Below are 22448 nucleotides of genomic sequence, written 5' to 3' on the forward strand. Positions count from 1 at the left end.
CATGGAAATTGAAAATATTTTGTTCCTGATCTTATTTTCGGGAGTCGCCTTTGCTGCCGCCATTATCGCGTTCGTGGTGATTCGGGACCGGAAGACTGAGAAGGTATATGAAGAAGTGCGGGCTAAACGGATGCGGGAGTACGGACTGCGGTCGCTACAAAGTAGCTCCCCCAACCAACACAACAGCGTCACCACGTCTGCCCCATCGTGGGTGGGCTCCTCCGACAGCTCCTACACTTCTGACTACTCTAGCTGCGACTCAAGTTCCAGTTCAAGCAGCTGTGATTCGAGCCCCTCCTGCTCATGTGATTAACTAACCTAAACCGGAAGCCCAGCACGGCTTCCGGCCTTTATTACCGGAGACAATATGAAAACTGAATTTAAGCTCCCAGCTGATAACCGTATTACTGTAACCATTGAAAGGACAGATAAGGATTTGGTAGGTAAATTTGTCCGATTCGAACATGCAGGCTTTTGCCGGGTTTGTGGATCCCACGAAAATCCCCACGCCGTTGTCAGGGAAATTATCCCAGACCGCAGCGACTCTATCGAAGCGGCCAGTGGGCACAGCAAAGCTATTGTTAGCTGGTTATCTGCTGAGCCATATCCTTCAGTTATGGAAGCACTCCACCAATCTGTGATGCTTGGGACAGCTGAAGCCATGAGAGCTGCCAATAACCACACCCTGCCATCATATGAAGAAGGTATAGCGGCTAGTGTATATTCCCCAAAATTTACGGGAAAATCCCTACCGAAAGCGAAAGGTTCGGTGATTGATGCGGTATTGATATCTATAGCAGCACTCCCGAAAAATCTCAATGGCCGAATGGTGTCTAAGACAAAGTCGAAAGGCTTATTTATTAATGGCCTTGATGAGTACAGCCTCTGTTCCAACCCAAACTTGGCGGACGCGTATATAGTCGGAACTCATGCAAGTAAGGTCAGCCGTGCCGGAGTACATGGGCGGAGAGTGACGCTGAGGTTGGTTAAAGGCTCAACAACCGCCGAATTTACGGGGCCGGTTGTTTACGGGAACCTAACCTCAGAACCTCCTAACACAGATGAGTTGTTGGGGCAGTATGTAGAAGCTTGTTCAGATAGGGGTTTGTTTTCTCTAACTCTTAATGAAAACATTGCAGTGGGGAGAGTTGTAAAAGTAGTACCAAGTCCTCAGCCTTCTAACACCATTGTGGGAGTGGTGTTCAGAGATCAGGGAACTTACGAACATATCACCAGCTGTTGGGCTAAGTGGAGTGAACTAAACCAGATCATTCAAGAAACAGAAACAGAAACACCTACCCAAGCTCTGCGCCACAACGCAGGGAAAGCCCCTCTCAGCTTTATATTCTCTGCACCTCACGCCCTGGAAGGGGTATCCCGTGTCCTGGAGTTCGGCGCCAACAAATATGCGCGTGACAACTGGAAAAAAGGGTTCCCTTACACGGAATTGGTGGACAGCTTGTGCCGCCACTTGAAGGACTTCATGAATGGCGATGACAACGACGCGGACAGCGGTCTGCCCCACGTGGACCACATCCTTTGTAATGCGCTGTTCCTGTCCGAACTGACTCGGACACGGTCTGAATTCGACGACCGTGGCATCCCTAAACCCACACTACCGGAAATAGATTTACGGGATAACGTCCTTAACTATGGTAAAGGAGGCGCAGAATGAAGCAACTAACTGGTGTAAGGTTAGCGGAATTCGTAAGCAAATTTGTCAGTGATCCGCTCACTCCTGGATACTCAGAGTTGGATATCCGAGTCGGCCTGACAATATATATATATAGGGAGCAGGAGCCCCACCGTACCCAGCGCATACACCGCTTAGGGGAAGAACCGTGGGAAAACCTATACGATAAAGCTACCATTGGCCCACAAGGATTCTTTCTTAAAGCCGGAGAGTTTATAGTAGTAAATTCTCTTGAAGATTTCTGCATCCCTCAAAACATCAAAGGTGTCCTTAACTTGCGGTCATTCGCCGCAAAATCGGGCTTAGGGCAGACCGCTTCCTTAATTATGAAGCCGGGGTGGAATTACGGTACTGATAATGATGTGCAACCATTCCGTCTGGAAATCAACAACTCGCTCTCCCACCACGACCTCCATATCTGTACAGGAGATGTGATCGGGCAAGTGGAGTTTTACGACATTTCGGAGGTGTGTGATGACGGAAAATAAAGGAAGCTACTGGAACTGCCGGGTTATTGAACACAAAGGGGAGTATCCTTGGTTTGGTATCCATGAAGTTTACTACGATGCTGGTGGGGGTGTTACCGGAATTACTGAAAATCCCGTACAGCTAGTACAGGGTTCGGTGGACGACCTACAAGATGAGATACATAAACTTAAAATGGCGTTTGAAAAGCCAGTGTTGGATTATGCAGCTTGTGCAGATGTAAGTAAAACCTGTGACAACCTGTCCAGGGACGAACGGCAAAAAGTCGTACTGGGTTGGGCTATAGACACTTTTGGGGAATTAACGGCCACCTCTCTTACAGAGAGGGCAGCGAGGTTCACTGAAGAGGCGTTGGAGTTGGCGCAGGCAGTGGGGCTGAGCCAGAACCATGTGATAAACATCCTCAACTACGTTTATGGCCGGCCTATTGGCGACACCGCCCAAGAGATTGGCGGGGTGGCGGTGTCTTTAATGGCATTGGGGGAGCGGCTTCGTTTGTCGATAGATGAGTGTGAGCGTCATGAATTAAACCGTATCCTGGCAAAAGACCCTAAGTTTTTCCGGGAAAAACAAAACTCGAAAGCAGGTGCCGGGGTGGCTTTGGAGGTGTCCAATGGCAAATAAACGCGTCCTTTCCGAAAAAGCCGCCGCCAACCTGGAATACAGCAAAGACAAACGCAAGCGCCGCCGCGAGCACCGGTGCCGGGCCAGGTCCATCCTGAGAGGTGAAGTTCCTTTCCGGTTGTGGGATGGCCAGACCCTGTACGACAAAGCCCGCTGGCATATGATGCAAGCCAAATACCTTTAATTGGAGAATTGAGATGGAAGAATTAAGACAAACAATCGAGATTAGCTTACTGCGACGTATCGAGCAGGCCACAACAGGGGCGGAGTGCGCCACAGCTGTGATGAATTACAAACACTTCAGAGAAGCTTTAGCGATAGTACCGACTCCGTCGGTGATACCTTCCATATTTCAAAACACTTTAAACACCTTGCAAGACCCTTAAGAGTGTAACCACCCTCCAACCCAGCACGGTTGGAGGGTTTATTTTGATAAAGACCGGAGACATTAATGAATGAACGTATAGAACTAAACGAAGAAGCTGTAACCACCATCACTGTAGCTTCCGCTATCTGCTCAGTAATCCTAGGTATAGCAGGAATGTTCTGCTACAGCAGTGTAAATTCCACAAATGGCCAACAGGCTTTGATTGCTAAAGCCATCCAAGCCGGAAAATCTCCGCTGGAAGCCAAGTGCGCCTCGATGTCCTCACCAGGGGAAGATAAAGCGTGCTTGCTGGTAGCAGCAGCTGGGGTAGGGGCACAGCAATGAAACGGATCATTATAACCACTTTGTTATTATTGCCTGTAGTATCTGACGCGAGTTGCCGCAGTGCCACGCAAAAGCACCACTTCGATGTCCAGCAAGGTTACCCCTATGGCCGCAAAGGCTACGTGGTTGACCATATCTGCCCTTTGGAGCAAGGCGGGGTCGATGCGCCAATCAACATGCAATACCAAACTATTGCCGAAGGGAAGGCGAAAGACCATGGTCGTGGGGCAGTTGGGGAGTTGACCCCTGAAGGCAGGAAACTGTACTGCAATGCCACGAACTCCACCCCAACCCGTCAGGTATTCAATTGTAAAGGCCACAACGGAGGCGACCAATGAAACAATATTTAGATCTATTGCAAGAGTTGCTAGATAGCGGCAACCAAAAAGGCGACCGTACTGGCACTGGAACGCTTTCTAAGTTCGGTCATCAGATGCGGTTTGATTTGTCGAAGGGTTTTCCCTTAGTGACGACGAAGCGGATCCACATGAAGTCGGTGATTCACGAGTTGCTGTGGTTCCTTAAAGGCGACACCAATATCAAGTACTTGAATGACAACGGTGTCCGAATTTGGGATGAGTGGGCTGACGAAAATGGGGATTTGGGACCAATCTACAGTGAACAGTGGCGTAACTGGGACGGATGTATTGACCAAATTGCCGACACGATTGCCGAAATCAAACGCAACAAAGACTCCCGTCGCCTTGTTGTCACTGCATGGAATCCATCGGATGCCCATAAGGTAAAGCTACATTGGTGTCATTGCCTATTCCAATTTTACGTCCACAACGGCAAGTTATCCTGCCAACTCTACCAACGTTCGGCGGACACGTTTTTAGGGGTTCCGTTTAATATTGCCAGCTACGCTCTCCTTACCCACATGATTGCCCAACAATGTGACCTAGACGTTGGGGAGTTTATTTGGACTGGAGGAGATACCCATCTGTATTTGAACCACATCGAACAGGCTAAACTGCAGCTAACCCGTGACCCTCAGCCATTACCAAAACTGGTCTTGAACAAGGCCGACTCAATAGACGACTACAAGCCTGAGGACTTCGTCATTTCCGGGTACATCCCTTATGACGCCATTAAGGCGGAGGTGGCGGTATGATGGTTTATCAAGGTGAAAATTCAAAGCACTGCGTGGCGGCGTGTATTGCCACAATCCTTTGCTGTACCCTTGAAGAAATATTATCCACAGCGGCAGGTTTGGGAATCAACCCGGATATAGGGATGTCAGGGGTGGATGAATTAAGGGTGTTGGCGCAGTTAGGTTGGGAAAATAATATCGTTCAGGTTTCCAGCCTTACCAACCAACTCATCCTTGGCCGAACATATCTGTTAACTGTGCCGTCTCTAAACACCAGAGGTGGCATACACCGTATCGTTGCCAAAGCCAAAGCGGATCAAACATTTGAAATACATGACCCGTGCCCATCTGGATTACGGTATGGTATAGACCATCCCCTAACAGGCTGGACAGAGGTCACCGAATTTGTTGGGGCAAATGTGTGGCCTGATGAGGCAACTGATCATAAGATGGGGGATGGTAATTTATGAGAGTGCCCATAAACCCAAACAAATTCGCCCGCATTGGTCAGGCACTGTGCCCACAGCTACCTATCCCCAAACCGGTAGCGGTGTCAATGATCGTGGCCATCGGCCAAAACCATGTCATCGGTGTAGACGGGAAACTGCCTTGGCACATCCCGGAAGACCTGAGACGATTCCGGTATATTACGGACGGGGCTGTCGTTGTGATGGGGAGAGCCACTTGGGAATCTCTCCCATCAAAGCCATTAAAAAATCGGCTAAACATTGTGCTGTCCAAAGAGTGTCTTGAACCGTTCACGGCAAAGATATTGCAGCCGTTGTCTATACAGTGTATGGACATTCATAGTGTGTTTATGTATGCCGAAACTTTCGCTCCAGGTAAAGAAATATTTATTATCGGGGGAGCACAAATATATGACGCTTGGTGGCCGTATGTGACCAAGGTGTACTTAACTGAAGTAAGTAAGGAGATACCTAGAGGGGGTGCCACTACAAAATACAGGATGCCTAGGGATTTCAAGACATGTTTTATGGTGGTAGCGCGGGACTGGTGGGGTGATTGCGCCTTTTCCGTTTGGGAAAGGGCTAACAGATAATTCACATATCCCCGCCGGCAGCACCTGGCGGGTATTTACCGGAGACAGAGATGGACGATATTGAAGACGTAGCGGCGCAGTTCTTTGACCAGCCGCTGATTGACGAAGAAATTTGGTTGGGGATGTTCAACTCCGTATCCACACACCCTGGATGCCAGTGCGTAGGCGTGGCGACGGCGTGGGCGGATCAAGGGTTGCTGGCGTTTAAGGACAGGTTCCGTAAGCCGTCAGATAACCTTGGCCTGCATTGAGGGGGCGACCGTGGCTAACACATTCTTCGCATTGATGGCAGAGTATGAAACCGCCGTAGTGCCTGTAGCGGTGGTTGCAAAGAAATATTTCAACCATGACGAGAGGAAAGCCAAACAAGAGTGCCTGCGCCAGGGTTACCCTTTCCCGGTCTTCAGGTTGGGCAGCAATAAGTCGGAATGGATGGTTTCCATTACGGACCTAGCCCAATATATTGACCAGGCCAGGGACAAAGCAACCAAGGAGTTTAAAGCCGTAACTTCATAAATTGACACCCTCCGCACCGTATCTGCACCTTCCAAAACTCATCGGCATCTAATATATTGATTTGTTTGTACATGTCCTTTTAGTCAGTCCAATCCAGCATTGGCGCAATGCAGAAGGTCCGGGGGGATTTTGTTTGGCTGGGCAGGGGATTTGTTGGGTCGTTTTGGGGCATTGGGTTTTGTAGGCTTCAGTTCAATCAGCGCATATCCTAAGCTATCTAGGCTTTACTTGCACAACCGGCGAGTGAAATGTAGTGAACAAGAAAATTGCAGGATTATTTTATTGTCACTACATTAAGCCATGAATTGGCTGTGACCCAGCCAAAAACACAAAAACATCCAGAGGCTGCACTTCAATCCAGGCCCATGGTTAGTTAGGCAATGGTTTGCCGAAAGCCAGCATGGATTGCCGGAATCCAGCGGTACCGAATGACATGTTTTTACAACCCCGACACTCTCTTGATATAGAATTTTTACAATGCCTTACAATATCCTCATCAGCACCAAAATAAACATTGCGGTCTCCCTTCCTATTAACGGCATACATGCACCAGCCGCCAATAAGGGCATTCGGTTGACCCGCATGCCGCATAAAACATCGGCATTGATGGCCGAAAATGACTTGATGCAAGCAGCCCGTGGGGGGCGGCGTGATAAATTTTTGGCGGGTTTGGATACCGCACCCGAGGCCGCCCCCATTGGAGAAGATACGTTAACTTAGCGTGTGCCTGCTATTGTTAGCCCACTTACCCTACCCTAAATCATGACAAAAATGACCCTATGCGACTTTTGCTAGTAGAAGACGATGAAATCCTCGGTGACGGCCTGGTCGCCGGTTTGACAATGGAAGGCTATGCGGTGGATTGGCTGACCAATGGCAAACTGGCTGATGAAGCCCTGAAGCTGAACAGTTATGAACTGATCGTGCTGGACTTGAATTTGCCGGACATGGACGGCTTAACCATTTTGCGCAATTTGCGTAGCCGTAAGGACGAAACCCCGGTGATGGTGCTGACCGCCAAGGACACCGTGCCTGACCGTGTGCTGGGGCTGGACAGCGGCGCGGATGATTTTGTCATCAAGCCGTTTGATTTGGATGAGGTGTGTGCACGCCTTAGGGCTTTGGCCCGGCGCAATGAAGGGCGCAGTGTGCCGACGATTGAATATAAAGGTGTGGTGTTGGATCCGGCGGCACATCAGGTGACGTACAACGGCGAGAAAGTCGAGCTGTCGCAAAAGGAATTTGAAATCCTGAATTTTTTGATGGGCAATATCGGCAAGGTGATTTCCCGCGCCCGCTTGGAGGAAAGCCTGTATTCCTGGAACTCCGACATCGAAAGCAATACGGTGGAGGTGCACATCCACCATTTGCGCAAAAAGCTGGATTCCGGTTTGATCCGCACGGTGCGCGGGGTGGGTTACATTATTGATAGCGACGACGGGCAATGAACTACTCCTTACGCCAATTGTTGCTGGTCAGTTTGCTGTCGGCGGCGATGCTGATTTGGGGCATTGCCGCTTACGTCAGTTACAAACAAACCCGCGATGAAGTCGCCAATTTGTTCGATGCGGAATTGTCGCAATCAGCCAAAGTCCTGCACGCGTTTGTCGAAAGTTTGCTGCGCGAAGGATCGTTATCGGCTTTTGGGAGCCAGGAGCATCTCGACAAAAACCTGCATGATTATGCCTTGAAACATAAGTTCAAACGCAAGAACAGCTTCCAATTGTGGTCGGGCGACAATGATTTTTTCGCCAAACCTGACGACACACCGAATGTCGCCGTGCATGGTTTCGATAAAAACCATATCGACAGCCAGTTATGGTATGTCTTTGACGATGTGCTGCAAGCCAATGCCTTGGGGCGTGATTACGAGCGGAAAATTGCCTTCCAGTTATGGTCGAAAAAAGATGGCTTGCTGTTGCGTTCAGAAAGCGCACCGAAATTTGTCTTTTCGAAAGCGGATGAAGGCTTCAGTAATGCCAATATTGACGGGCATTTGTGGCATGTGTTCAGCATTTCTGATTCGACAGGCCAGTACGTGGTGCATGTCGGGCAAAAAGAAGAGATACGCGCCGAACTGACCGATGAAATTTCATCCCATACCGCACTGCAATTGTTATTGGGCTTGCCGTTTTTGGGTTTGGTGATCTGGATTATTGTCGGGCATTGCCTAAAGCCGCTGGACAGGTTGGAGCGGTCATTATCCAAACGTGAGGCGAGCTATCTAAAACCCTTGTCAACACGCAAGTTACCGAATGAAATCGTGCCCGTGGTTAACGAAATCAATAACCTGTTCGCCCAACTTGAGCAGGCGTTCGAACATGAGCGCCGGTTCACCTCGGATGCCGCGCATGAATTGCGGACACCGCTGGCGGGGCTGTTGACCCAGGCGCAAGTGGCGTTGCGCACCAATGACGACGAGGTGCGCAAGCAGGCATTAAAGCGCATCGAGCAGGCGGTCAACCGCATGACCTACATGGTGCAGCAATTGCTGACCTTCTCGCGGATTGAATCCAGCTCGGAGTTTTTGACCCAGGAAGCGATCCAGCTAGGGCGCGAAGTGGTGCAAATCGTCGCAGAACTGGAACCCGAAGCTTATAAAAAACGCATCTCCATGGAGTTTGTCGAAACCAATCCGGTGCCGGTATTGGTTAACCCGCAATTGATGGCGATCCTGATCCGCAATATCCTGGACAACGCCATCAAATACACGCCCGCTAAAGGTTCGGTGCTGATTAGCCTGGTTGGCAAAGACAACAAACTGCAATTGTCGGTGGAAGACTCCGGCCCCGGCATTTCACCTGACCAATACGAAAAATCCCTACAACGCTTCCATCGCTGCACCGAGACAGCGCATACCGCACCAGGCACAGGCTTAGGTTTCTCCATCGTGGAACGGATTGCCGCCATCCATAACGCCGATTTGATTTTGGGCGTTTCCCAACTTGGCGGATTGAAGGTGACCATAAGCTTCCCATTGCCCACCAATGGACAGGAGCAGCCTTGGCAGAAAAAACTTAGTTTTTTTAATAACTTAAGCGACAAGCTAAAAGCACAAGATTAAAAAACCGCTTCAGGTTCGGCAATCACAGGATTCGACAGGATACCAATACCTTCAATTTCAATGCGCACGGTTTGCCCTGGCCTTAAGTAACCACGCGGCTTCATTTTAACCCCGACACCGGCGGGTGTGCCGGTGGAAATCACGTCACCGGGCTCTAAAGTCATCGCTTGTGACAAATAAGCAACCATCTCGTAGCAGTTAAATAGCATTTGTGAGGTGTTGGCATTTTGGCGTAACTCATCGTCCACCCACGTTTTGATGGCCAAGTTATGCGGGTCAGGCAACTCATCGGCGGTCACCAGCCACGGGCCTAATGGGCCGCAAGTGTCGAAGGACTTGCCGACCATCATGGTCGGCGCATGCATTTGCCAGTCGCGCACCGACACGTCGTTGGCAATGGTGAATCCGGCAATGACCTCGCGGGCTTTGTCCATCGGCACATGGCGGCAACGCCGCCCAATAACAAAAGCCAACTCCCCTTCATAATCGAGCTTATCCGATACTTTCGGGCGCTGGATGGCGGTGCCATGCCCAATCACGCAAGTGCTTTGTTTAGTAAAAAAGCTGGGATACTCAGGGCGTTCCCGGCCGGTTTCGGCGATGTGGTCGGCATAATTGAGGCTGATTGCCAAATACTTGCCTGGCCTTGGCACGGGGGCTGCTATTGAAACATCAGATAAGGGGATGCGCACCCCAGATCCGCTGGCCATCAGTTCCCGCATAGCCGCCAACGCACCATTACCCGCCGCCAGAAAATCAATCATTTGTGCAGGAATACTTTTACAGCCAGAACTATCAACGATATAGCCATCAACAACTGCGCCGATACGGGTTTTATTTTGGTGCGAAAAAGTGATCAATTTCATCAAAAATCCTGATTGGTTTTAAGCCTGGCGGGACAAGGGAATTATTAACATTGACGGTATTGTGCGAGCAATGCTATCGTTCGTAAAACTCTTTGTTAGCGGAGAGTGCCGCTCCCTTCGCGGCTTGCAGGCAATAATCTGCGGGTCAAATGCGGATGGATGCGGGTCAAAAACTACCATAGACTATAACCAAGAATAGCCCGCAAAACAATTGATAAGCTGGCTTTTAATGACGAGGAATAAACAATGAACCCAAACTGGATTGCCCCTTCCATCCTATCCGCTAACTTCGCCAAACTGGGTGAAGAAGTCGATAACGTATTGGCAGCCGGTGCCGATGTTGTGCATTTCGATGTTATGGACAATCACTTTGTCCCCAATTTGACAATTGGGCCATTAGTATGTGAAGCCTTAAGAAAACACGGGGTGACCGCGCCGATAGACGTGCATTTGATGATTGAACCCGTAGACCGCATCATCCCTGATTTCGCCAAAGCAGGCGCCAGCATCATCACCTTCCATCCTGAGGCTTCGGTACATATTGACCGCACCCTGCAATTGATCCGCGACAACGGCTGCAAATCCGGCTTGGTATTTAACCCTGGCACGCCGTTGCATTATCTTGAATATGTCATGGACAAATTGGATATGATCCTGCTGATGTCGGTTAACCCAGGCTTTGGCGGGCAATCTTTCATCCCTTCCGCGTTGGACAAATTACGCCAGGTCAGAAAAATTATTGACGACAGCGGCTTGAATATCCGTTTGGAAATTGACGGCGGTGTTAAAACCGACAATATACGCGCCATTAAAGCGGCCGGAGCGGACACTTTTGTGGCCGGTTCAGCGATATTTGGCCAGCCAGATTATAAGAAAGTCATCGCTGACATGAGAGCGGAACTCGCGTTGGCAGGATAAAGCGACAAGAGTTAGAACAATCCGTTTTATACCCCCCCTTCTTTCCCCCTCTCCCTGCTTCTGCTTGTGGACGAGGGGGAAATAAATCACATCCCCCATTTTCATTTTGACAATTGTCCTTTAAAAATTAACGTTGGATAAGCGATGAATAGCAATAGTACAGACCAAAGCGTTACTTCAATTAACGAAGCCCCTATGCAAAACCAAGTAGAAGACAAAGTAATTATTGAGCAAGATGAAGTTAAACCGACCGACTTAGATGCCCTAAAAGAATTGATCAAAACCAACAAAGAAATAGAAGCACAAAAACTATTAGAATCGTTTTTATCTTCACCGGACGTTACAGTCGTCAGCCTTTTTCAGACGGGCGAGCTTTTTATGGAACACCAGGTGCAAGATTTAGCTGAGACAACGTATCGGGCAATCCTTGAAATTGAAAAAAACAACACTGCCGCTTTAGGCCGCTTGGGTGATCTGGCACAAGAAAAGGGGGACTATCAGGCCGCCATTGGCTTATTCCAACAAATTATCGAAAACGAGGCCACACCGGAAAAGTGGGTTTACATTGGGCTCGAAAAGGCTGTAGAAAGCATAGGTGAACAACAAGTAGAAAATATAAAGGAATTGCTCAATAAGACCCAATTGGTTGAAGCAGAATCATTACTGCGGACATATTTGCTTTCCCAAGAAGTCAGTAGCGTTTCCCTGTTTCGGGCGGCCGATTTGTTTAACGAACAGCAAATGTCGGATATAGCCGAAATGACATATCGGGCAATCCTTGACATTGATAAGTCCAATTGCGCCGCATTAGGCCGCCTAGGTGACCTCGCGCAAAGAAAGGGAAACCATCAAGCGGCAATTAGCTTATTCCATAAAATTATTGAAAATGAGGCCACACCGGACAGCTGGGTTTACATTGGGTTAGGCAACGCGCTAGAAAGTATTGGGGATTTACAAGAGGCGATAACTTATTTCAGAAAAGCCGTCGACATTATTGACAATAAAGAAGAATTGTTATCACGGATTGATAGCTTAAGCAAAAAACTCGATGGGCTACAAAGAGGTATCCCCATCCACGTTAAAACCCCCGAAATTGAACTTAGAAAAAACGATAACTTCCAATCTGCGATTCCTAGCGGACTAAATGACAATACCCTGAGTTGGAAAATTGGTAAGCCAACAATAAAAGATCTGCAGTTAACTAGGGAGCTAGCACAGCAAACACCGGAAAACCCTTTTATTTGGCAGTCTCTAGGAGATATTGCGCACAATCTCAGCCGCTGGAAAGAAGCCAGTGATGCCTACTATGAGCTTGCAAAATTACAGAAACTCGATTGTGAAAGCCACTACCGCCTAGGGGAAGCCCTTGAACATCTTTATGAATACGAAAAAGCATATACTGCTTATTTGCAAGGGTTTACCGCCGATCCCGATGAGAAAATATTAAGCCATTTACTAAAAATCGGTAACGAACAGAATTTATTTGAAACATATTCCGAACTTGTATTATCGCTATTTGATGTCCTGCTAAAAGAACAGCCAGAACAACTATACCGACTGATTGACTTGATTGACCAGGATATGCTTGTTGAACTGTTTAAAAATACAACACAAAAAAGCTCACTAATTTCAATACTGCCCCATTGGCTTGAAAACGCTGAGGCAGCTAAAGATTGGACAATCCCATTAGAGCTGCTTGGGACATTAGACAGATTAAAATTGCTGGATCCCTTACCTGATTGGATTGCTGTAGAATCTTTGTGGATAGCCGCACAGTTAAAGAAAATATTAGAAATCAGCTTGTTAGAGGATATAAAACTAAAAGTCAAGACTTTTAAAGATCAATTGAGCAAACTTAGAAAGTTAACTTTCTGGAGAAAGGCGGTTGATTTTGACAGGCAATTTCCCCTACTGAACGTCGCACGTCTAAAATATAAGCAAAATTGGGGGAAAATTTCAGAGCCTTATACCCTGAGTGAGTTTTTTGCACATCCTGAAAGCCCTTACGTTTCCCCCCATGTTTTATTTGATACGATTGGATATATCAACGCGCAGAAATTAAGCCCAAAAGAAAAGCATCCTTTAGTGCATTTTTTCAGACACTCAAATGGTTATTCAAAAAAAGCCCCTGATCCATCGGCTTATTTTGATTGCCAGTGGTATCGAGAAGAGTACTTGGAAGACAACCAAATAGACAACCCCCTATTACATTATCTGTCCCACTTCCATGAGCCAGGTATCCGGCCAAACAGATTTTTTGATAACCATTATGTCCGTGAAACCCAAGGCCTGCTTTGGGATGAAGACCCTTTAACCTATTACTTGACGCAAATTGAAAACATAGGCGCAGATTTTTGTTTGAAAGGGTTTTCTCCCAATCCATTTTTTGATCGCAACTTCTACTTGAATCATAATCAAGACATTTTGCGTGCCGTACAAAATAAATTGGACCCTTTCCTGCATTACATCAGACATGGTGTCAATGAAAAACGTCAAATCCATGCATGGCAACGTTACAATGAATTTGTAAGGCATCAACAATTGCATTTAGAACCATTTAACTGGCATTCACGTTTGGGGATAAACGGTAGTTTGGCCCATATGAAAGGGGAAAAAGCAGAGGTAGCTTATTTTTTAGGACAACAAGTTTTGGCAAAACAATTGGCCTATCGCCCCCTAGTGAGTATATTAGTGCCCGTTTATCAAGTAAAACCTCTGTTTTTTGAAAAGATGATTGAGTCCGTCATTGCCCAGACATACGATAATTGGCAGTTATGTTTAGTGGATGATGCGTCAAAACGATATAAGCAAGAAATCCATCAGATGTTGAAACAATATGCCGCAAAAGATGAGCGTATTGCTTATAGTGTCCGCGAGAAAAATGGCCATATTTGCAACACAACTAACGATTGTCTAGCACTGGCGCAAGGTGAATATATTGCATTGCTTGATCACGATGACTTGCTAACGCCAGACGCCCTTTATGAAATGGTAGTGGCCATAAATCATAATTCTGATTTGGATATCATTTATAGCGATGAAGATAAGGTTGATGAATGGGGCGTGTTTTCCATACCCTATTACAAGCCTGATTGGTCGCCGCATTCCTTATGGTCACGTATGTACACATGTCATTTGACGGTTTACCGCAAATCGTTGATGGATAGTGTCGGGGGATTCAGGGTCGGTTTTGAAGGCTCCCAAGATTATGATTTAATGTTGCGGTGCAGTGAAAAAACTAAGCATATCCATCATATTCCCAAAGTGCTTTATCATTGGCGCAACCATGCGGAATCAACTGCAAGTGGGGAAGGCGCTAAAGATTATTGCTCTGACGCCGGTTATATGGCCGTAACAGACACTTTGGCACGCCGAGGCCTAGAAGCGACTGTCGACTTTGTGGGCAAACAGAGAACTGCTTTTTGGGTTAAACCTTCGGTCATCGATTCACCTTTAGTCGATATAATTATCCCTAGCCGTAACGGTTCTGATTTCTTGCAAACGTGTTTGCAATCAATTTTTGAAAAATCAACGTATCAAAATTTTAAGGTCACCGTTATTGACAACAACTCTGACGAAAATAGCTTTTTCGTGTTAGTTGATCATTGGAAAAAACAAGAGCCATTACGTTTTCAAGTTTCACGTGATGAAAGCCCATTTAACTTTGCAGCCATCAATAACTTGGCTGTCCAAAAAACAGAGGGTGATTATTTGGTTTTTTTAAATAATGATACTGAAATCATCACCGAAGATTGGTTAGAGGGCCTGCTAGGTTACGCACAATTGCCAGAAGTGGGTGCCGTTGGAACAAAGCTTTATTATTCAGATGATACGATACAACATGCGGGGGTTGTAACTGGAATTTCTGGAATTGCCGGACATGCAATGAAACATGCTAAACGCGACGCTCCTGGCTATTTTAGTAATTTGGAATTCGTCACCAATTATTCGGTAGTCACTGCGGCTTGTTTGATGATTAGCCGCGAAAAATTTAATGCTGCCGGAGGATTTGAAGAACATTTGCAAGTTGCTTTTAACGATGTCGATTTCTGCCTTAAAGTTCGGCGGCAAGGTCTGTACAATGTCTTTTTACCCTTTGTTGAACTGTATCACTACGAATCAAAATCAAGGGGTTATGAAGACACACCCAAGAAGCAAGAGCGTTTTGAAAAGGAAATTTTATTTATGAGGCAGCGGTGGGGCAAAAGCTTGGATAATGATCCATTTTATTCGCCATGGTTGACTATAGAAGACGAAACAATGGGCTATAGGTTTCATTAAACTCAAGATCAGTGGTTATAAATTTTTATGGGGAATCGATTAAGATTAGTTTCTAGGAACACAACCCCTTCGGGCATTGGGGAGCTGTTTGAAGGGGTACTTGATGCGCCTGCGCCAGGATTGGTTTTAGGGTCATCAATATTATGTTTTTCTGGTTGGATTAATCCAAAAAATGAAAATAGGAGATATACGTTAAAAATAGTATCTGCTACTGGTATTGAGGTGATAGTAACGCCAAATGTGCCTAGACCAGACGTTGTTAACAGAAGAAAAGATGTTGCTCCATTAACAGGGGATTCCGATTTTTTTGGATTTAAAGCCGATTTTCCGTTATCCGATACAATATCGGTCTATGTTCAAATTGATAATAAGGAAGTGCTTTGGCAAACTATTTCAACTGCTGAAATTGACTTTGATGTTTTTTCTGTGTTACGCCAATTTTTGAGTAAAGGTCAAGTTTCAAATAGTAAATTAAATAAATTAGAGTTGCTTGGCCCTGAGGTTATGAAAAAAGTAGTTGATATCGAGGCTACAAATACTAACGTAATTAACCCCTCCAGAATACCCGCATCATTAGGGGCGACCGAAAAAGATTGGTTTAACAAATTTATAAAATATATTGACTCTGCGGATTTTTTATCGCGACTGTTATTAAGCCATTCAGCTGAATCAGGCATTGGAATCCCTTCGCCATTTTCATCGGATTTTGCAGTTTTAGTAAGTACGGTATTTATAGTCGACGCGAACTTTTTGATATTTAGATACGGTAATACACATTTTTATATCGGCCAATACCTTCATACATTGGATTTTGTGTATTTCCCTGAAAAATCGTTACTTTTGCGTTTTAATAATTCACATTATGAACAAAGGCACTTAATCGCGCTCATTAGCCACGGCTTAAGAAATCCCAAAGCACTGCTAAAGAAATTGAAAAAATCTGCTAATACAATCTTGGGTGGACTGATATTGAATGGCATGAGCCCATATCATTTTTTCTATGATTGTATCCCGTCACTTTATGCCGCCAATAAATGTGATGCCCTAAAAGGAGTAAACGCTTTCTTCTCCATTAAAGGGGAGTGTTATTATCCCGTAGAAAAATTATTTAATCTTGAAGCAACAAATAAAAAATATACCCATATTGAGTTTATCAATTTACAAGCTGAAACAGACCAATTCTTTATTGTTGCCGGGGCATCATATAAACAGCAGGGCGCCCTCCAGGTAACCGAAATGGACAGGCAAATTACCTGCCACGCCATAGCAAGCAGTCCTGATGAAATGACCTCTGTCACGAATAGCCTTGAAGGTTGCTATCCGATTTTATGGATTGGAATTAGTGCCCAAAAACGTTCTTGGATAAACCAAAATGAAGCTCTCATCAAGGCATTGCAATCTATATATGCCATGCACCCTAACATGGCAATCATATTTGATGGCATGACGAGTAATATTTTTAAAGCCAGTGCGGACGCACAAGATTTTTCCAAAGACCATGAGTTAGTGGAAGCAATTAAAGCAATGCTACCGCCCAAAATAACGGCTGTAAGCACTGTAGGCCTAAATAGCCAAGAAAAATTAATATTAGCCAATGCAGCAGATTTTTATATCGCCAATTATTCAACTGGCTCAATGTATCCAGCCCGATTTACCCATTTGCCGGGAGTGGCGCATTTAAGTAAAGCGATGATGGCCATTGTTCGCGATATTCATATACATTACAAAACATTTACCGTTCCTGACGAATTGATTACCGATATTCCTGACCCAGATAATAACAGGCTCGATTTCATTAGTTATTCTATTGATGAAGACGCTTTTTCAAAATATGTTTGTAGTGTGTTTGAGTCAACTATTGAAGACAAAACCAAGCCAATCGCCACCGAAGGAAATCTGTAACATGACTAACCCATATGAGAATTTACCAAGTTCAGCTTTCTGGAAACTGGCCGTTGCCCAGAAAAGCATGTTTGACATAGAGGGGATATGGAACCCTAAATTTAGGATAGAGCCAGACCAGAAAGTAGTGACATTTGGCTCTTGCTTCGCGCAACACATTGGCAGGGCCTTAAATGACCGCGGGTTCTCTTGGATAAGTACAGAGAATGCACCTGCTGCACTTTCCAAGGCTAATGCCACACGGTTTAATTATGATGTTTTTTCATCCAGAACCGGCAATATCTACACTACATCTTTGCTACATCAGTGGACCCAATGGGCCTTGGGTAAGACAGGTTGCCCTGAAGAAGTATGGGAGCAAGACGGTAGGTTTTATGACCCTTTTAGGCCTGTTATTGAGCCCAACGGTTTCTCGTCAGCAGAGGAAATGAAGTTATCACGGGATGTTGCAATCGGGGCATTTAAGAAATGTATAGAAACGGCCGATTATTTTGTGTTCACATTGGGTTTAACCGAAAGCTGGAAAAACAAAGCCGGATATGAATATCCTATGTGTCCAGGAACGGCAGCCGGGGCTTTTAATGCGGCGGAGCATATCTACGAAAATCAAGATTATATTTCTATAATCAATGGCCTGCATGCTTCAATTAAGCTTATGCTTGAGCTTAATAATAATATAAAGTTTATATTGACGGTATCGCCTGTACCTTTGACCGCGACCTGTTCGGGAAACCATGTCGTAGTGGCGACAATGGAATCTAAATCCATTTTACGTGCTGTCGCTGGTCAGGCTGCAAAATCTTTGGATAATGTGGATTATTTTCCATCCTATGAATTGATAAACAGCCCTACATCTAAAGGTATATTTTTTGAGCCTAATCAAAGAAGTGTAAACCACTATGGGGTAGACTTCGTCATGGATCAGTTTTTTACTTGTTTGGCCCAAAAATATGGTGGACTTCCGACAAAAAGTCTAAGCCCCAATATAGCAGAGATAAACGAAAAGAAATCAGACGCTGATGTTGTATGTGAAGAAGAGCTTCTCAATGCATTTGGTGGAGGCAAATAAATGCAAGAAATAACAACCAACCCCGCCAAATCGGTTTGCATTATAGGAAATAGCTATGTCGGCGCGGTATACAAGGCTTATGAAAATCATAAAAGCGAATATCCTGATTTTAAAATTCATTTTTATACAGCAGCCGGGCGAGATTTTCCTCTCCTTGATATTGTCGACAACGCAGTTGTTAATGTGAAATTTTCTAATAGAAAAGAATACGACAATATAAACTCATACGATGCTTATTTTATTTATGGGGACATGCTATCCCCACATGGCGTCATCCAATTGGAACGTGAATTGACACGATCGGCATACTCTAAGCAAGTAATAGGCTGTACTGTTACTGACGACATAAGCTCGTCATGCACCCTTAAAATCTATAACAAATTAATAAAAATCACGCAGGCTCCTGTATACCTTATGTCGCATAATATATTGCAGCAGACTAAATTGTACTTGAATAATGAGCAGTATTTTAAAGCCTTAAACACGCTTGAGAAAATATTGGGTGATAATATCTATCACGCCTTCCCTGAAGAGTTATTTGATAACACCTTTGTACCAAAGGATATTTATTATAGTGGTTCGGTTGGGATAGATGGCCGATCCGCTAGCCAAGTTGCAGGACATGATAGATATCACATGAATGAACAGGGCGGGAGATTGATATTGGACAGCATTTTAAGAAAAGTAATGGCAAATTAGTCCCTATCAAAAATTGCCCAACAAAGCTTCCGTGCTTGGGTTCTGTTGGTAAATAACATATGGGAGTTGACACGATGCATCCGTTTTCACTAAGCCTTCCGTAGGCAAATCAACATAAATACACATATGAAACTGGATTTTAAATTAATAAACATTGATTGCACCTTACGTGATGGCGGTTATTACAATCAGTGGGATTTTTCGCAAGAGTTAATCCATGCTTATCTTGATGCCATGGAAGCGGCAGGCGTAGATTTTGTTGAATTAGGTTTCCGTTCGTTTGATAAAAATGGTTTTCGTGGTGCATGCGCATACACCACAGACGATTTTATTAACAGCTTAACTATCCCGCCTAACATAAAAATTGGCGTGATGATGAACGCATCCGAATTGATTAACCATCCTGATGGCCCTTTAGCGGCCATCAAATTACAGTTTGTTCCAGCAAAAGAATCCCCTGTCACGTTGATCCGGTTTGCGTGCCATGTCCACGAATTCGAAGCCACATTGCCGATGTGCGCTTGGTTGAAGCAACAAGGCTACCTAGTGGGAATCAATTTAATGCAAGTGGCTGACCGCAGTGAAACGGAGATAGAACATATTGGTAAAGTTGCAAGCCATTATGACCTTGACGCGCTCTATTTCGCCGACAGCATGGGCAGCTTGGAACCCCATCAGGCTGCGGCAATTGTTAAAATACTCAAGCGGCATTGGCAGGGAGCCATGGGGATACACACCCATGACAATATGGGGCGGGCGATGGCCAACACCTTGAGCGCCATTAACGAAGGCGTGACGTGGGTTGATTCCACAGTCACAGGCATGGGGCGAGGGCCGGGTAATGTGCAAACGGAATATGTCCTGATTGAATTGGCCAACCTACGAGCAAAACATATTAATTTGTCGCCCTTACTTGAATTGATCCGCAAGCATTTCAAGCCTATGCAAGACCACTATGGATGGGGGGCAAACCCATACTATTACTTGGCTGGCAAATACGGCATCCATCCCACTTATATCCAGAAAATGCTCAGCGATTCGCGTTTTGGCGAAGCTGAAATCTTATCGGTGATTGACCATCTCAAGGCCGTCGGCGGAAAAAAGTTTAGCACTGAAATCATGGAAGCGGGCCGCCAAGTTTATGGCGGTGAACAAACAGGCTCTTGGGCCCCAGAAAAGATTATCAATGGCCGGGAAGTATTGATTGTCGCGGCAGGGCCTAGTGTTGGCAATCATCGTCGCGCCATAGAGCAATACATCGTTAAAGCCAGTCCCTTTGTCATCGGTCTGAACACCCAAAAAACGATTGATGAAAATCTAATTGATGTGCGTGCAGCCTGCCATCCATTCAGGCTACTGGCCGACTGTGACCAGTACCCCAATTTAAAACAACCCTTAGTGGTGCCTAGCTCCAGATTGCCAGAGGTGATCAAAGCTTCAATGGAAGGGGTCAACCAATTTGATTTTGGCCTTTCCGTAGAACCCGCAAGATTTGAATTTCATGATACTTACGCCATTGCCCCAACCTCGTTGGTGGTTGCCTATGCCTTGGCCATAGCAACTAGCGGCAAAGCCGCGCGAGTCCTGATGGCTGGCTTTGACGGTTTTAGTGCGGATGACCCCAGAACAACCGAAATGGAAGAACTGCTTGCCAACTATCAAAGCGCTAAGGGTGCCTCGCCTATTTTGGCAGTCACCCCCACCCGCTATAAAATCCCATCAACCTCCATTTATGCTTTATAGGGCATCACATGAAATATGCCATCATCATCCCAGCCCGGCACCAGTCCAATAGATTGCCTGGCAAGCCGCTCGTAAATTTATGCGGCATACCCATGATCGTACGGACCTACAGACAGTGTTTGAAAGCGGTGCCTGCCGAGGCTGTTTTTGTCGCAACCGACGATGACACCATCAAATCAGTTTGCGAACAATATGGCATTAATGTCTTGATGACATCCTCGACTTGCTTAACCGGAACAGACAGGGTCGCTGAAACCGTAAAATTAGTGGAAGCGGACACTTATATCAATGTCCAAGGCGATGAACCTGTATTTAACCCGGACGATATAAAATCACTCATAGCTGAAGCCGGCAAAAATCCGGACTCAGTGATTAATGGTTATTGCCGGATTAAAGATGAAGCACAATTTAGGAGCCCCAACACACCCAAAGTCGTACTAAGGCCGGATGGGCGCTTGCTTTACATGTCACGAGCCCCCATCCCCACGAATAAAGCCCATGGTTTTGATATCGCCCATAGGCAAGTGTGTGCCTATGCTTTCCCCAAGGCGGCCTTGCTTGCTTTTACCGCGCAGCATAAAAAAACCCCATTGGAACAGATCGAAGACATTGAGATCTTACGATTTCTCGAACTCGGTTGGGATGTGAAAATGATATTGATGTCAGAAAACTCTGTTTCGGTTGATCATCCTGAAGATGTCATTAAAGCTGAAGCAGTGATTAAAAGCTTAGGTTTGTGATGGCGATCAAAAATATCAAAGCATATAAGACTATTGTTTTTGATTGCGATGGCGTCATCCTTGATTCCAACCGCATCAAAACCGACGCTTTTTACGAAACAACCCTCCCGTATGGAAAAGATGCCGCTGATGTTTTTGTAGAATATCATCGCCAGCATGGTGGAATTTCCAGATACCGGAAATTTGAATATTTTTTTAGTGACATCCTGCGACGAGACCCTAGCGAAGGGGAAACGGATAATCTGCTTGCGGAATATGCAAGGCTTGTCAGAGACGGTTTATTGTCCTGTCCGGTGACCGAAGGCTTAACAGAACTACGTGCGGCAACACCTGATGCCCGCTGGCTGGTCGTCTCAGGCGGCGACCAGGGTGAATTGCGGCAGGTGTTTATGGAAAGGAATCTTAGCCAGCTTTTTGACGGCGGAATCTATGGCGCACCAGATAATAAGGATGAAATACTCGCCCGTGAACTTAGCGGTGGAAACATCCAGAGCCCAGCGGTTTTTGTTGGCGATAGCCGCTATGATTATGAGTCATCAACAAGGGCGGGGCTGGATTTTCTTTTTATTAGCCAATGGACTGAAGTCCAAGATTGGAAAGGATATTTTTATAACTTGGATGTCACAATTCTAAAAAATATTCTCTACCTGTCATAAATGGCATTCATAAAAAACCCAAACTTAACAACCACCTACTGAAAGTAGGTGGGTTAGCGCGGGACACAGAGGACTAAAGTCCACCCACATTGTGTCCCGCGCTGTCGAGTTGTTTTTTTGAACCTTGATGCTAAAGCTAACCGGCTAAAGCCGGTGGTTTTAACCTTAAATATTGAAATAAATGATAACCCCCAAGCTAAAAAGCCACTAGAAACCAGTCGTTTTTCATATTACGGACTAACAAGCAAAATGTCTCGATTAGGGGCCTGCCTAAAAAGATCCCGCCGAGGTTCCAGAGCGCCTGCTGCAAGCCTCGCATTGATAAC

23 protein-coding genes are annotated in these 22448 nt (G+C 45.8%); 22 read left to right on the forward strand and 1 reads right to left on the reverse strand.

Going from position 1 to position 22448, the window contains the following annotated elements:
* Positions 1-367: 367 nt before the first annotated feature.
* The 14 genes from METMI_RS25295 to METMI_RS0105285 all read left to right on the forward strand — a co-directional run bounded on the left by METMI_RS25295 (position 368) and on the right by METMI_RS0105285 (position 9248).
* Entirely contained in the window at positions 368-1675 is a 1308-nt protein-coding gene (locus tag METMI_RS25295) for a dATP/dGTP diphosphohydrolase domain-containing protein (protein ID WP_019865200.1), read from the forward strand.
* Complete coding sequence (locus METMI_RS0105220; RefSeq protein WP_019865201.1) at positions 1672-2181, forward strand: dCTP deaminase domain-containing protein; 510 nt, start codon at positions 1672-1674, stop codon at positions 2179-2181. The genes METMI_RS25295 and METMI_RS0105220 overlap by 4 nt, the downstream gene beginning before the upstream one ends.
* Entirely contained in the window at positions 2168-2803 is a 636-nt protein-coding gene (locus tag METMI_RS25300; protein ID WP_019865202.1) for a hypothetical protein, read from the forward strand. Before METMI_RS0105220 ends, METMI_RS25300 begins: the two co-directional genes overlap by 14 nt.
* Positions 2793-2987 carry a hypothetical protein gene (locus tag METMI_RS0105230; RefSeq protein WP_019865203.1) on the forward strand — a complete coding sequence of 65 codons (195 nt, stop codon included), beginning with the start codon at positions 2793-2795 and terminating at the stop codon, positions 2985-2987. Before METMI_RS25300 ends, METMI_RS0105230 begins: the two co-directional genes overlap by 11 nt.
* A 267-nt stretch (positions 2988-3254) precedes the next feature.
* Positions 3255-3515 (forward strand): hypothetical protein, encoded by a 261-nt coding sequence (locus METMI_RS0105240; RefSeq protein ID WP_019865205.1) that lies wholly within the window; start codon positions 3255-3257, stop codon positions 3513-3515.
* On the forward strand, positions 3512-3853 hold the full coding sequence (locus METMI_RS23195) for an HNH endonuclease signature motif containing protein (protein ID WP_019865207.1): 342 nt from the start codon (positions 3512-3514) through the stop codon (positions 3851-3853). Before METMI_RS0105240 ends, METMI_RS23195 begins: the two co-directional genes overlap by 4 nt.
* A complete protein-coding gene (locus tag METMI_RS0105250; RefSeq protein WP_019865208.1) occupies positions 3850-4629 on the forward strand; it encodes a thymidylate synthase in 780 nt (259 codons plus the stop codon). Before METMI_RS23195 ends, METMI_RS0105250 begins: the two co-directional genes overlap by 4 nt.
* On the forward strand, positions 4626-5078 hold the full coding sequence (locus tag METMI_RS0105255) for a hypothetical protein (RefSeq protein WP_156829772.1): 453 nt from the start codon (positions 4626-4628) through the stop codon (positions 5076-5078). The genes METMI_RS0105250 and METMI_RS0105255 overlap by 4 nt, the downstream gene beginning before the upstream one ends.
* A gap of 86 nt (positions 5079-5164) precedes the next feature.
* A complete protein-coding gene (locus METMI_RS28275) occupies positions 5165-5668 on the forward strand; it encodes a dihydrofolate reductase (RefSeq protein WP_198007886.1) in 504 nt (167 codons plus the stop codon).
* A 50-nt stretch (positions 5669-5718) separates the two neighbouring features.
* A complete protein-coding gene (locus METMI_RS0105265) occupies positions 5719-5919 on the forward strand; it encodes a hypothetical protein (RefSeq protein ID WP_019865211.1) in 201 nt (66 codons plus the stop codon).
* 10 nt (positions 5920-5929) lie between these two features.
* Positions 5930-6184, forward strand: a complete 255-nt coding sequence (locus tag METMI_RS0105270) for a pyocin activator PrtN family protein (protein ID WP_156829773.1) — start codon at positions 5930-5932, stop codon at positions 6182-6184.
* A 477-nt stretch (positions 6185-6661) separates the two neighbouring features.
* The gene (locus METMI_RS0105275) at positions 6662-6904 is read left to right on the forward strand and encodes a hypothetical protein (RefSeq protein WP_019865213.1); all 243 of its coding nucleotides are present in this window, start codon (positions 6662-6664) and stop codon (positions 6902-6904) included.
* A 59-nt stretch (positions 6905-6963) separates the two neighbouring features.
* Positions 6964-7632 carry a response regulator gene (locus tag METMI_RS0105280; protein WP_019865215.1) on the forward strand — a complete coding sequence of 223 codons (669 nt, stop codon included), beginning with the start codon at positions 6964-6966 and terminating at the stop codon, positions 7630-7632.
* On the forward strand, positions 7629-9248 hold the full coding sequence (locus tag METMI_RS0105285; RefSeq protein ID WP_019865216.1) for an ATP-binding protein: 1620 nt from the start codon (positions 7629-7631) through the stop codon (positions 9246-9248). Before METMI_RS0105280 ends, METMI_RS0105285 begins: the two co-directional genes overlap by 4 nt.
* On the opposite strand, the gene METMI_RS0105290 is transcribed toward METMI_RS0105285, so the two are convergent.
* Positions 9245-10114 carry a fumarylacetoacetate hydrolase family protein gene (locus METMI_RS0105290; RefSeq protein WP_019865217.1) on the reverse strand — a complete coding sequence of 290 codons (870 nt, stop codon included), beginning with the start codon at positions 10112-10114 and terminating at the stop codon, positions 9245-9247. The genes METMI_RS0105285 and METMI_RS0105290 overlap by 4 nt on opposite strands.
* Before the next feature lie 246 nt (positions 10115-10360).
* Between METMI_RS0105290 and rpe the strand changes: the two genes are divergently transcribed.
* The 8 genes from rpe to METMI_RS0105335 all read left to right on the forward strand — a co-directional run bounded on the left by rpe (position 10361) and on the right by METMI_RS0105335 (position 22122).
* Positions 10361-11032, forward strand: a complete 672-nt coding sequence (gene rpe / locus METMI_RS0105295) for a ribulose-phosphate 3-epimerase (protein ID WP_019865218.1) — start codon at positions 10361-10363, stop codon at positions 11030-11032.
* A 144-nt stretch (positions 11033-11176) separates the two neighbouring features.
* Entirely contained in the window at positions 11177-15313 is a 4137-nt protein-coding gene (locus tag METMI_RS25310) for a glycosyltransferase (RefSeq protein ID WP_019865219.1), read from the forward strand.
* 27 nt (positions 15314-15340) lie between these two features.
* Positions 15341-17215 carry a hypothetical protein gene (locus tag METMI_RS0105305; RefSeq protein ID WP_156829774.1) on the forward strand — a complete coding sequence of 625 codons (1875 nt, stop codon included), beginning with the start codon at positions 15341-15343 and terminating at the stop codon, positions 17213-17215.
* Between the two features lies 1 nt (position 17216).
* Entirely contained in the window at positions 17217-18284 is a 1068-nt protein-coding gene (locus METMI_RS0105310) for a GSCFA domain-containing protein (RefSeq protein ID WP_019865221.1), read from the forward strand.
* Positions 18285-18983, forward strand: a complete 699-nt coding sequence (locus tag METMI_RS0105315) for a hypothetical protein (protein WP_019865222.1) — start codon at positions 18285-18287, stop codon at positions 18981-18983. It begins immediately after the preceding gene.
* A 126-nt stretch (positions 18984-19109) separates the two neighbouring features.
* Positions 19110-20726 (forward strand): aldolase catalytic domain-containing protein, encoded by a 1617-nt coding sequence (locus tag METMI_RS0105325; protein ID WP_019865224.1) that lies wholly within the window; start codon positions 19110-19112, stop codon positions 20724-20726.
* 8 nt (positions 20727-20734) lie between these two features.
* On the forward strand, positions 20735-21466 hold the full coding sequence (locus tag METMI_RS0105330; protein WP_019865225.1) for a 3-deoxy-manno-octulosonate cytidylyltransferase: 732 nt from the start codon (positions 20735-20737) through the stop codon (positions 21464-21466).
* A complete protein-coding gene (locus METMI_RS0105335) occupies positions 21466-22122 on the forward strand; it encodes an HAD family hydrolase (RefSeq protein WP_019865226.1) in 657 nt (218 codons plus the stop codon). The genes METMI_RS0105330 and METMI_RS0105335 overlap by 1 nt, the downstream gene beginning before the upstream one ends.
* The last annotated feature ends 326 nt before the right edge of the window (positions 22123-22448 follow it).

This window comes from Methylovulum miyakonense HT12, assembly GCF_000384075.1.
Lineage (GTDB): Bacteria > Pseudomonadota > Gammaproteobacteria > Methylococcales > Methylomonadaceae > Methylovulum > Methylovulum miyakonense.

Coding starts and splice junctions, on each gene's coding strand:
- METMI_RS0105330 (WP_019865225.1), top strand. CDS start 20,735: ATGAAATATGCCATCATCATCCCAGCCCGGCACCAGTCCAATAGATTG.
- rpe (WP_019865218.1), top strand. CDS start 10,361: ATGAACCCAAACTGGATTGCCCCTTCCATCCTATCCGCTAACTTCGCC.
- METMI_RS0105275 (WP_019865213.1), top strand. CDS start 6,662: ATGCCTTACAATATCCTCATCAGCACCAAAATAAACATTGCGGTCTCC.
- METMI_RS0105230 (WP_019865203.1), top strand. CDS start 2,793: ATGGCAAATAAACGCGTCCTTTCCGAAAAAGCCGCCGCCAACCTGGAA.
- METMI_RS0105280 (WP_019865215.1), top strand. CDS start 6,964: ATGCGACTTTTGCTAGTAGAAGACGATGAAATCCTCGGTGACGGCCTG.
- METMI_RS0105305 (WP_156829774.1), top strand. CDS start 15,341: ATGGGGAATCGATTAAGATTAGTTTCTAGGAACACAACCCCTTCGGGC.
- METMI_RS28275 (WP_198007886.1), top strand. CDS start 5,165: ATGATCGTGGCCATCGGCCAAAACCATGTCATCGGTGTAGACGGGAAA.
- METMI_RS0105250 (WP_019865208.1), top strand. CDS start 3,850: ATGAAACAATATTTAGATCTATTGCAAGAGTTGCTAGATAGCGGCAAC.
- METMI_RS0105265 (WP_019865211.1), top strand. CDS start 5,719: ATGGACGATATTGAAGACGTAGCGGCGCAGTTCTTTGACCAGCCGCTG.
- METMI_RS25310 (WP_019865219.1), top strand. CDS start 11,177: ATGAATAGCAATAGTACAGACCAAAGCGTTACTTCAATTAACGAAGCC.
- METMI_RS0105220 (WP_019865201.1), top strand. CDS start 1,672: ATGAAGCAACTAACTGGTGTAAGGTTAGCGGAATTCGTAAGCAAATTT.
- METMI_RS0105290 (WP_019865217.1), bottom strand. CDS start 10,114: ATGAAATTGATCACTTTTTCGCACCAAAATAAAACCCGTATCGGCGCA.
- METMI_RS25300 (WP_019865202.1), top strand. CDS start 2,168: ATGACGGAAAATAAAGGAAGCTACTGGAACTGCCGGGTTATTGAACAC.
- METMI_RS0105325 (WP_019865224.1), top strand. CDS start 19,110: ATGAAACTGGATTTTAAATTAATAAACATTGATTGCACCTTACGTGAT.
- METMI_RS0105240 (WP_019865205.1), top strand. CDS start 3,255: ATGAATGAACGTATAGAACTAAACGAAGAAGCTGTAACCACCATCACT.
- METMI_RS0105255 (WP_156829772.1), top strand. CDS start 4,626: ATGATGGTTTATCAAGGTGAAAATTCAAAGCACTGCGTGGCGGCGTGT.
- METMI_RS0105315 (WP_019865222.1), top strand. CDS start 18,285: ATGCAAGAAATAACAACCAACCCCGCCAAATCGGTTTGCATTATAGGA.
- METMI_RS0105335 (WP_019865226.1), top strand. CDS start 21,466: ATGGCGATCAAAAATATCAAAGCATATAAGACTATTGTTTTTGATTGC.
- METMI_RS25295 (WP_019865200.1), top strand. CDS start 368: ATGAAAACTGAATTTAAGCTCCCAGCTGATAACCGTATTACTGTAACC.
- METMI_RS0105285 (WP_019865216.1), top strand. CDS start 7,629: ATGAACTACTCCTTACGCCAATTGTTGCTGGTCAGTTTGCTGTCGGCG.
- METMI_RS23195 (WP_019865207.1), top strand. CDS start 3,512: ATGAAACGGATCATTATAACCACTTTGTTATTATTGCCTGTAGTATCT.
- METMI_RS0105310 (WP_019865221.1), top strand. CDS start 17,217: ATGACTAACCCATATGAGAATTTACCAAGTTCAGCTTTCTGGAAACTG.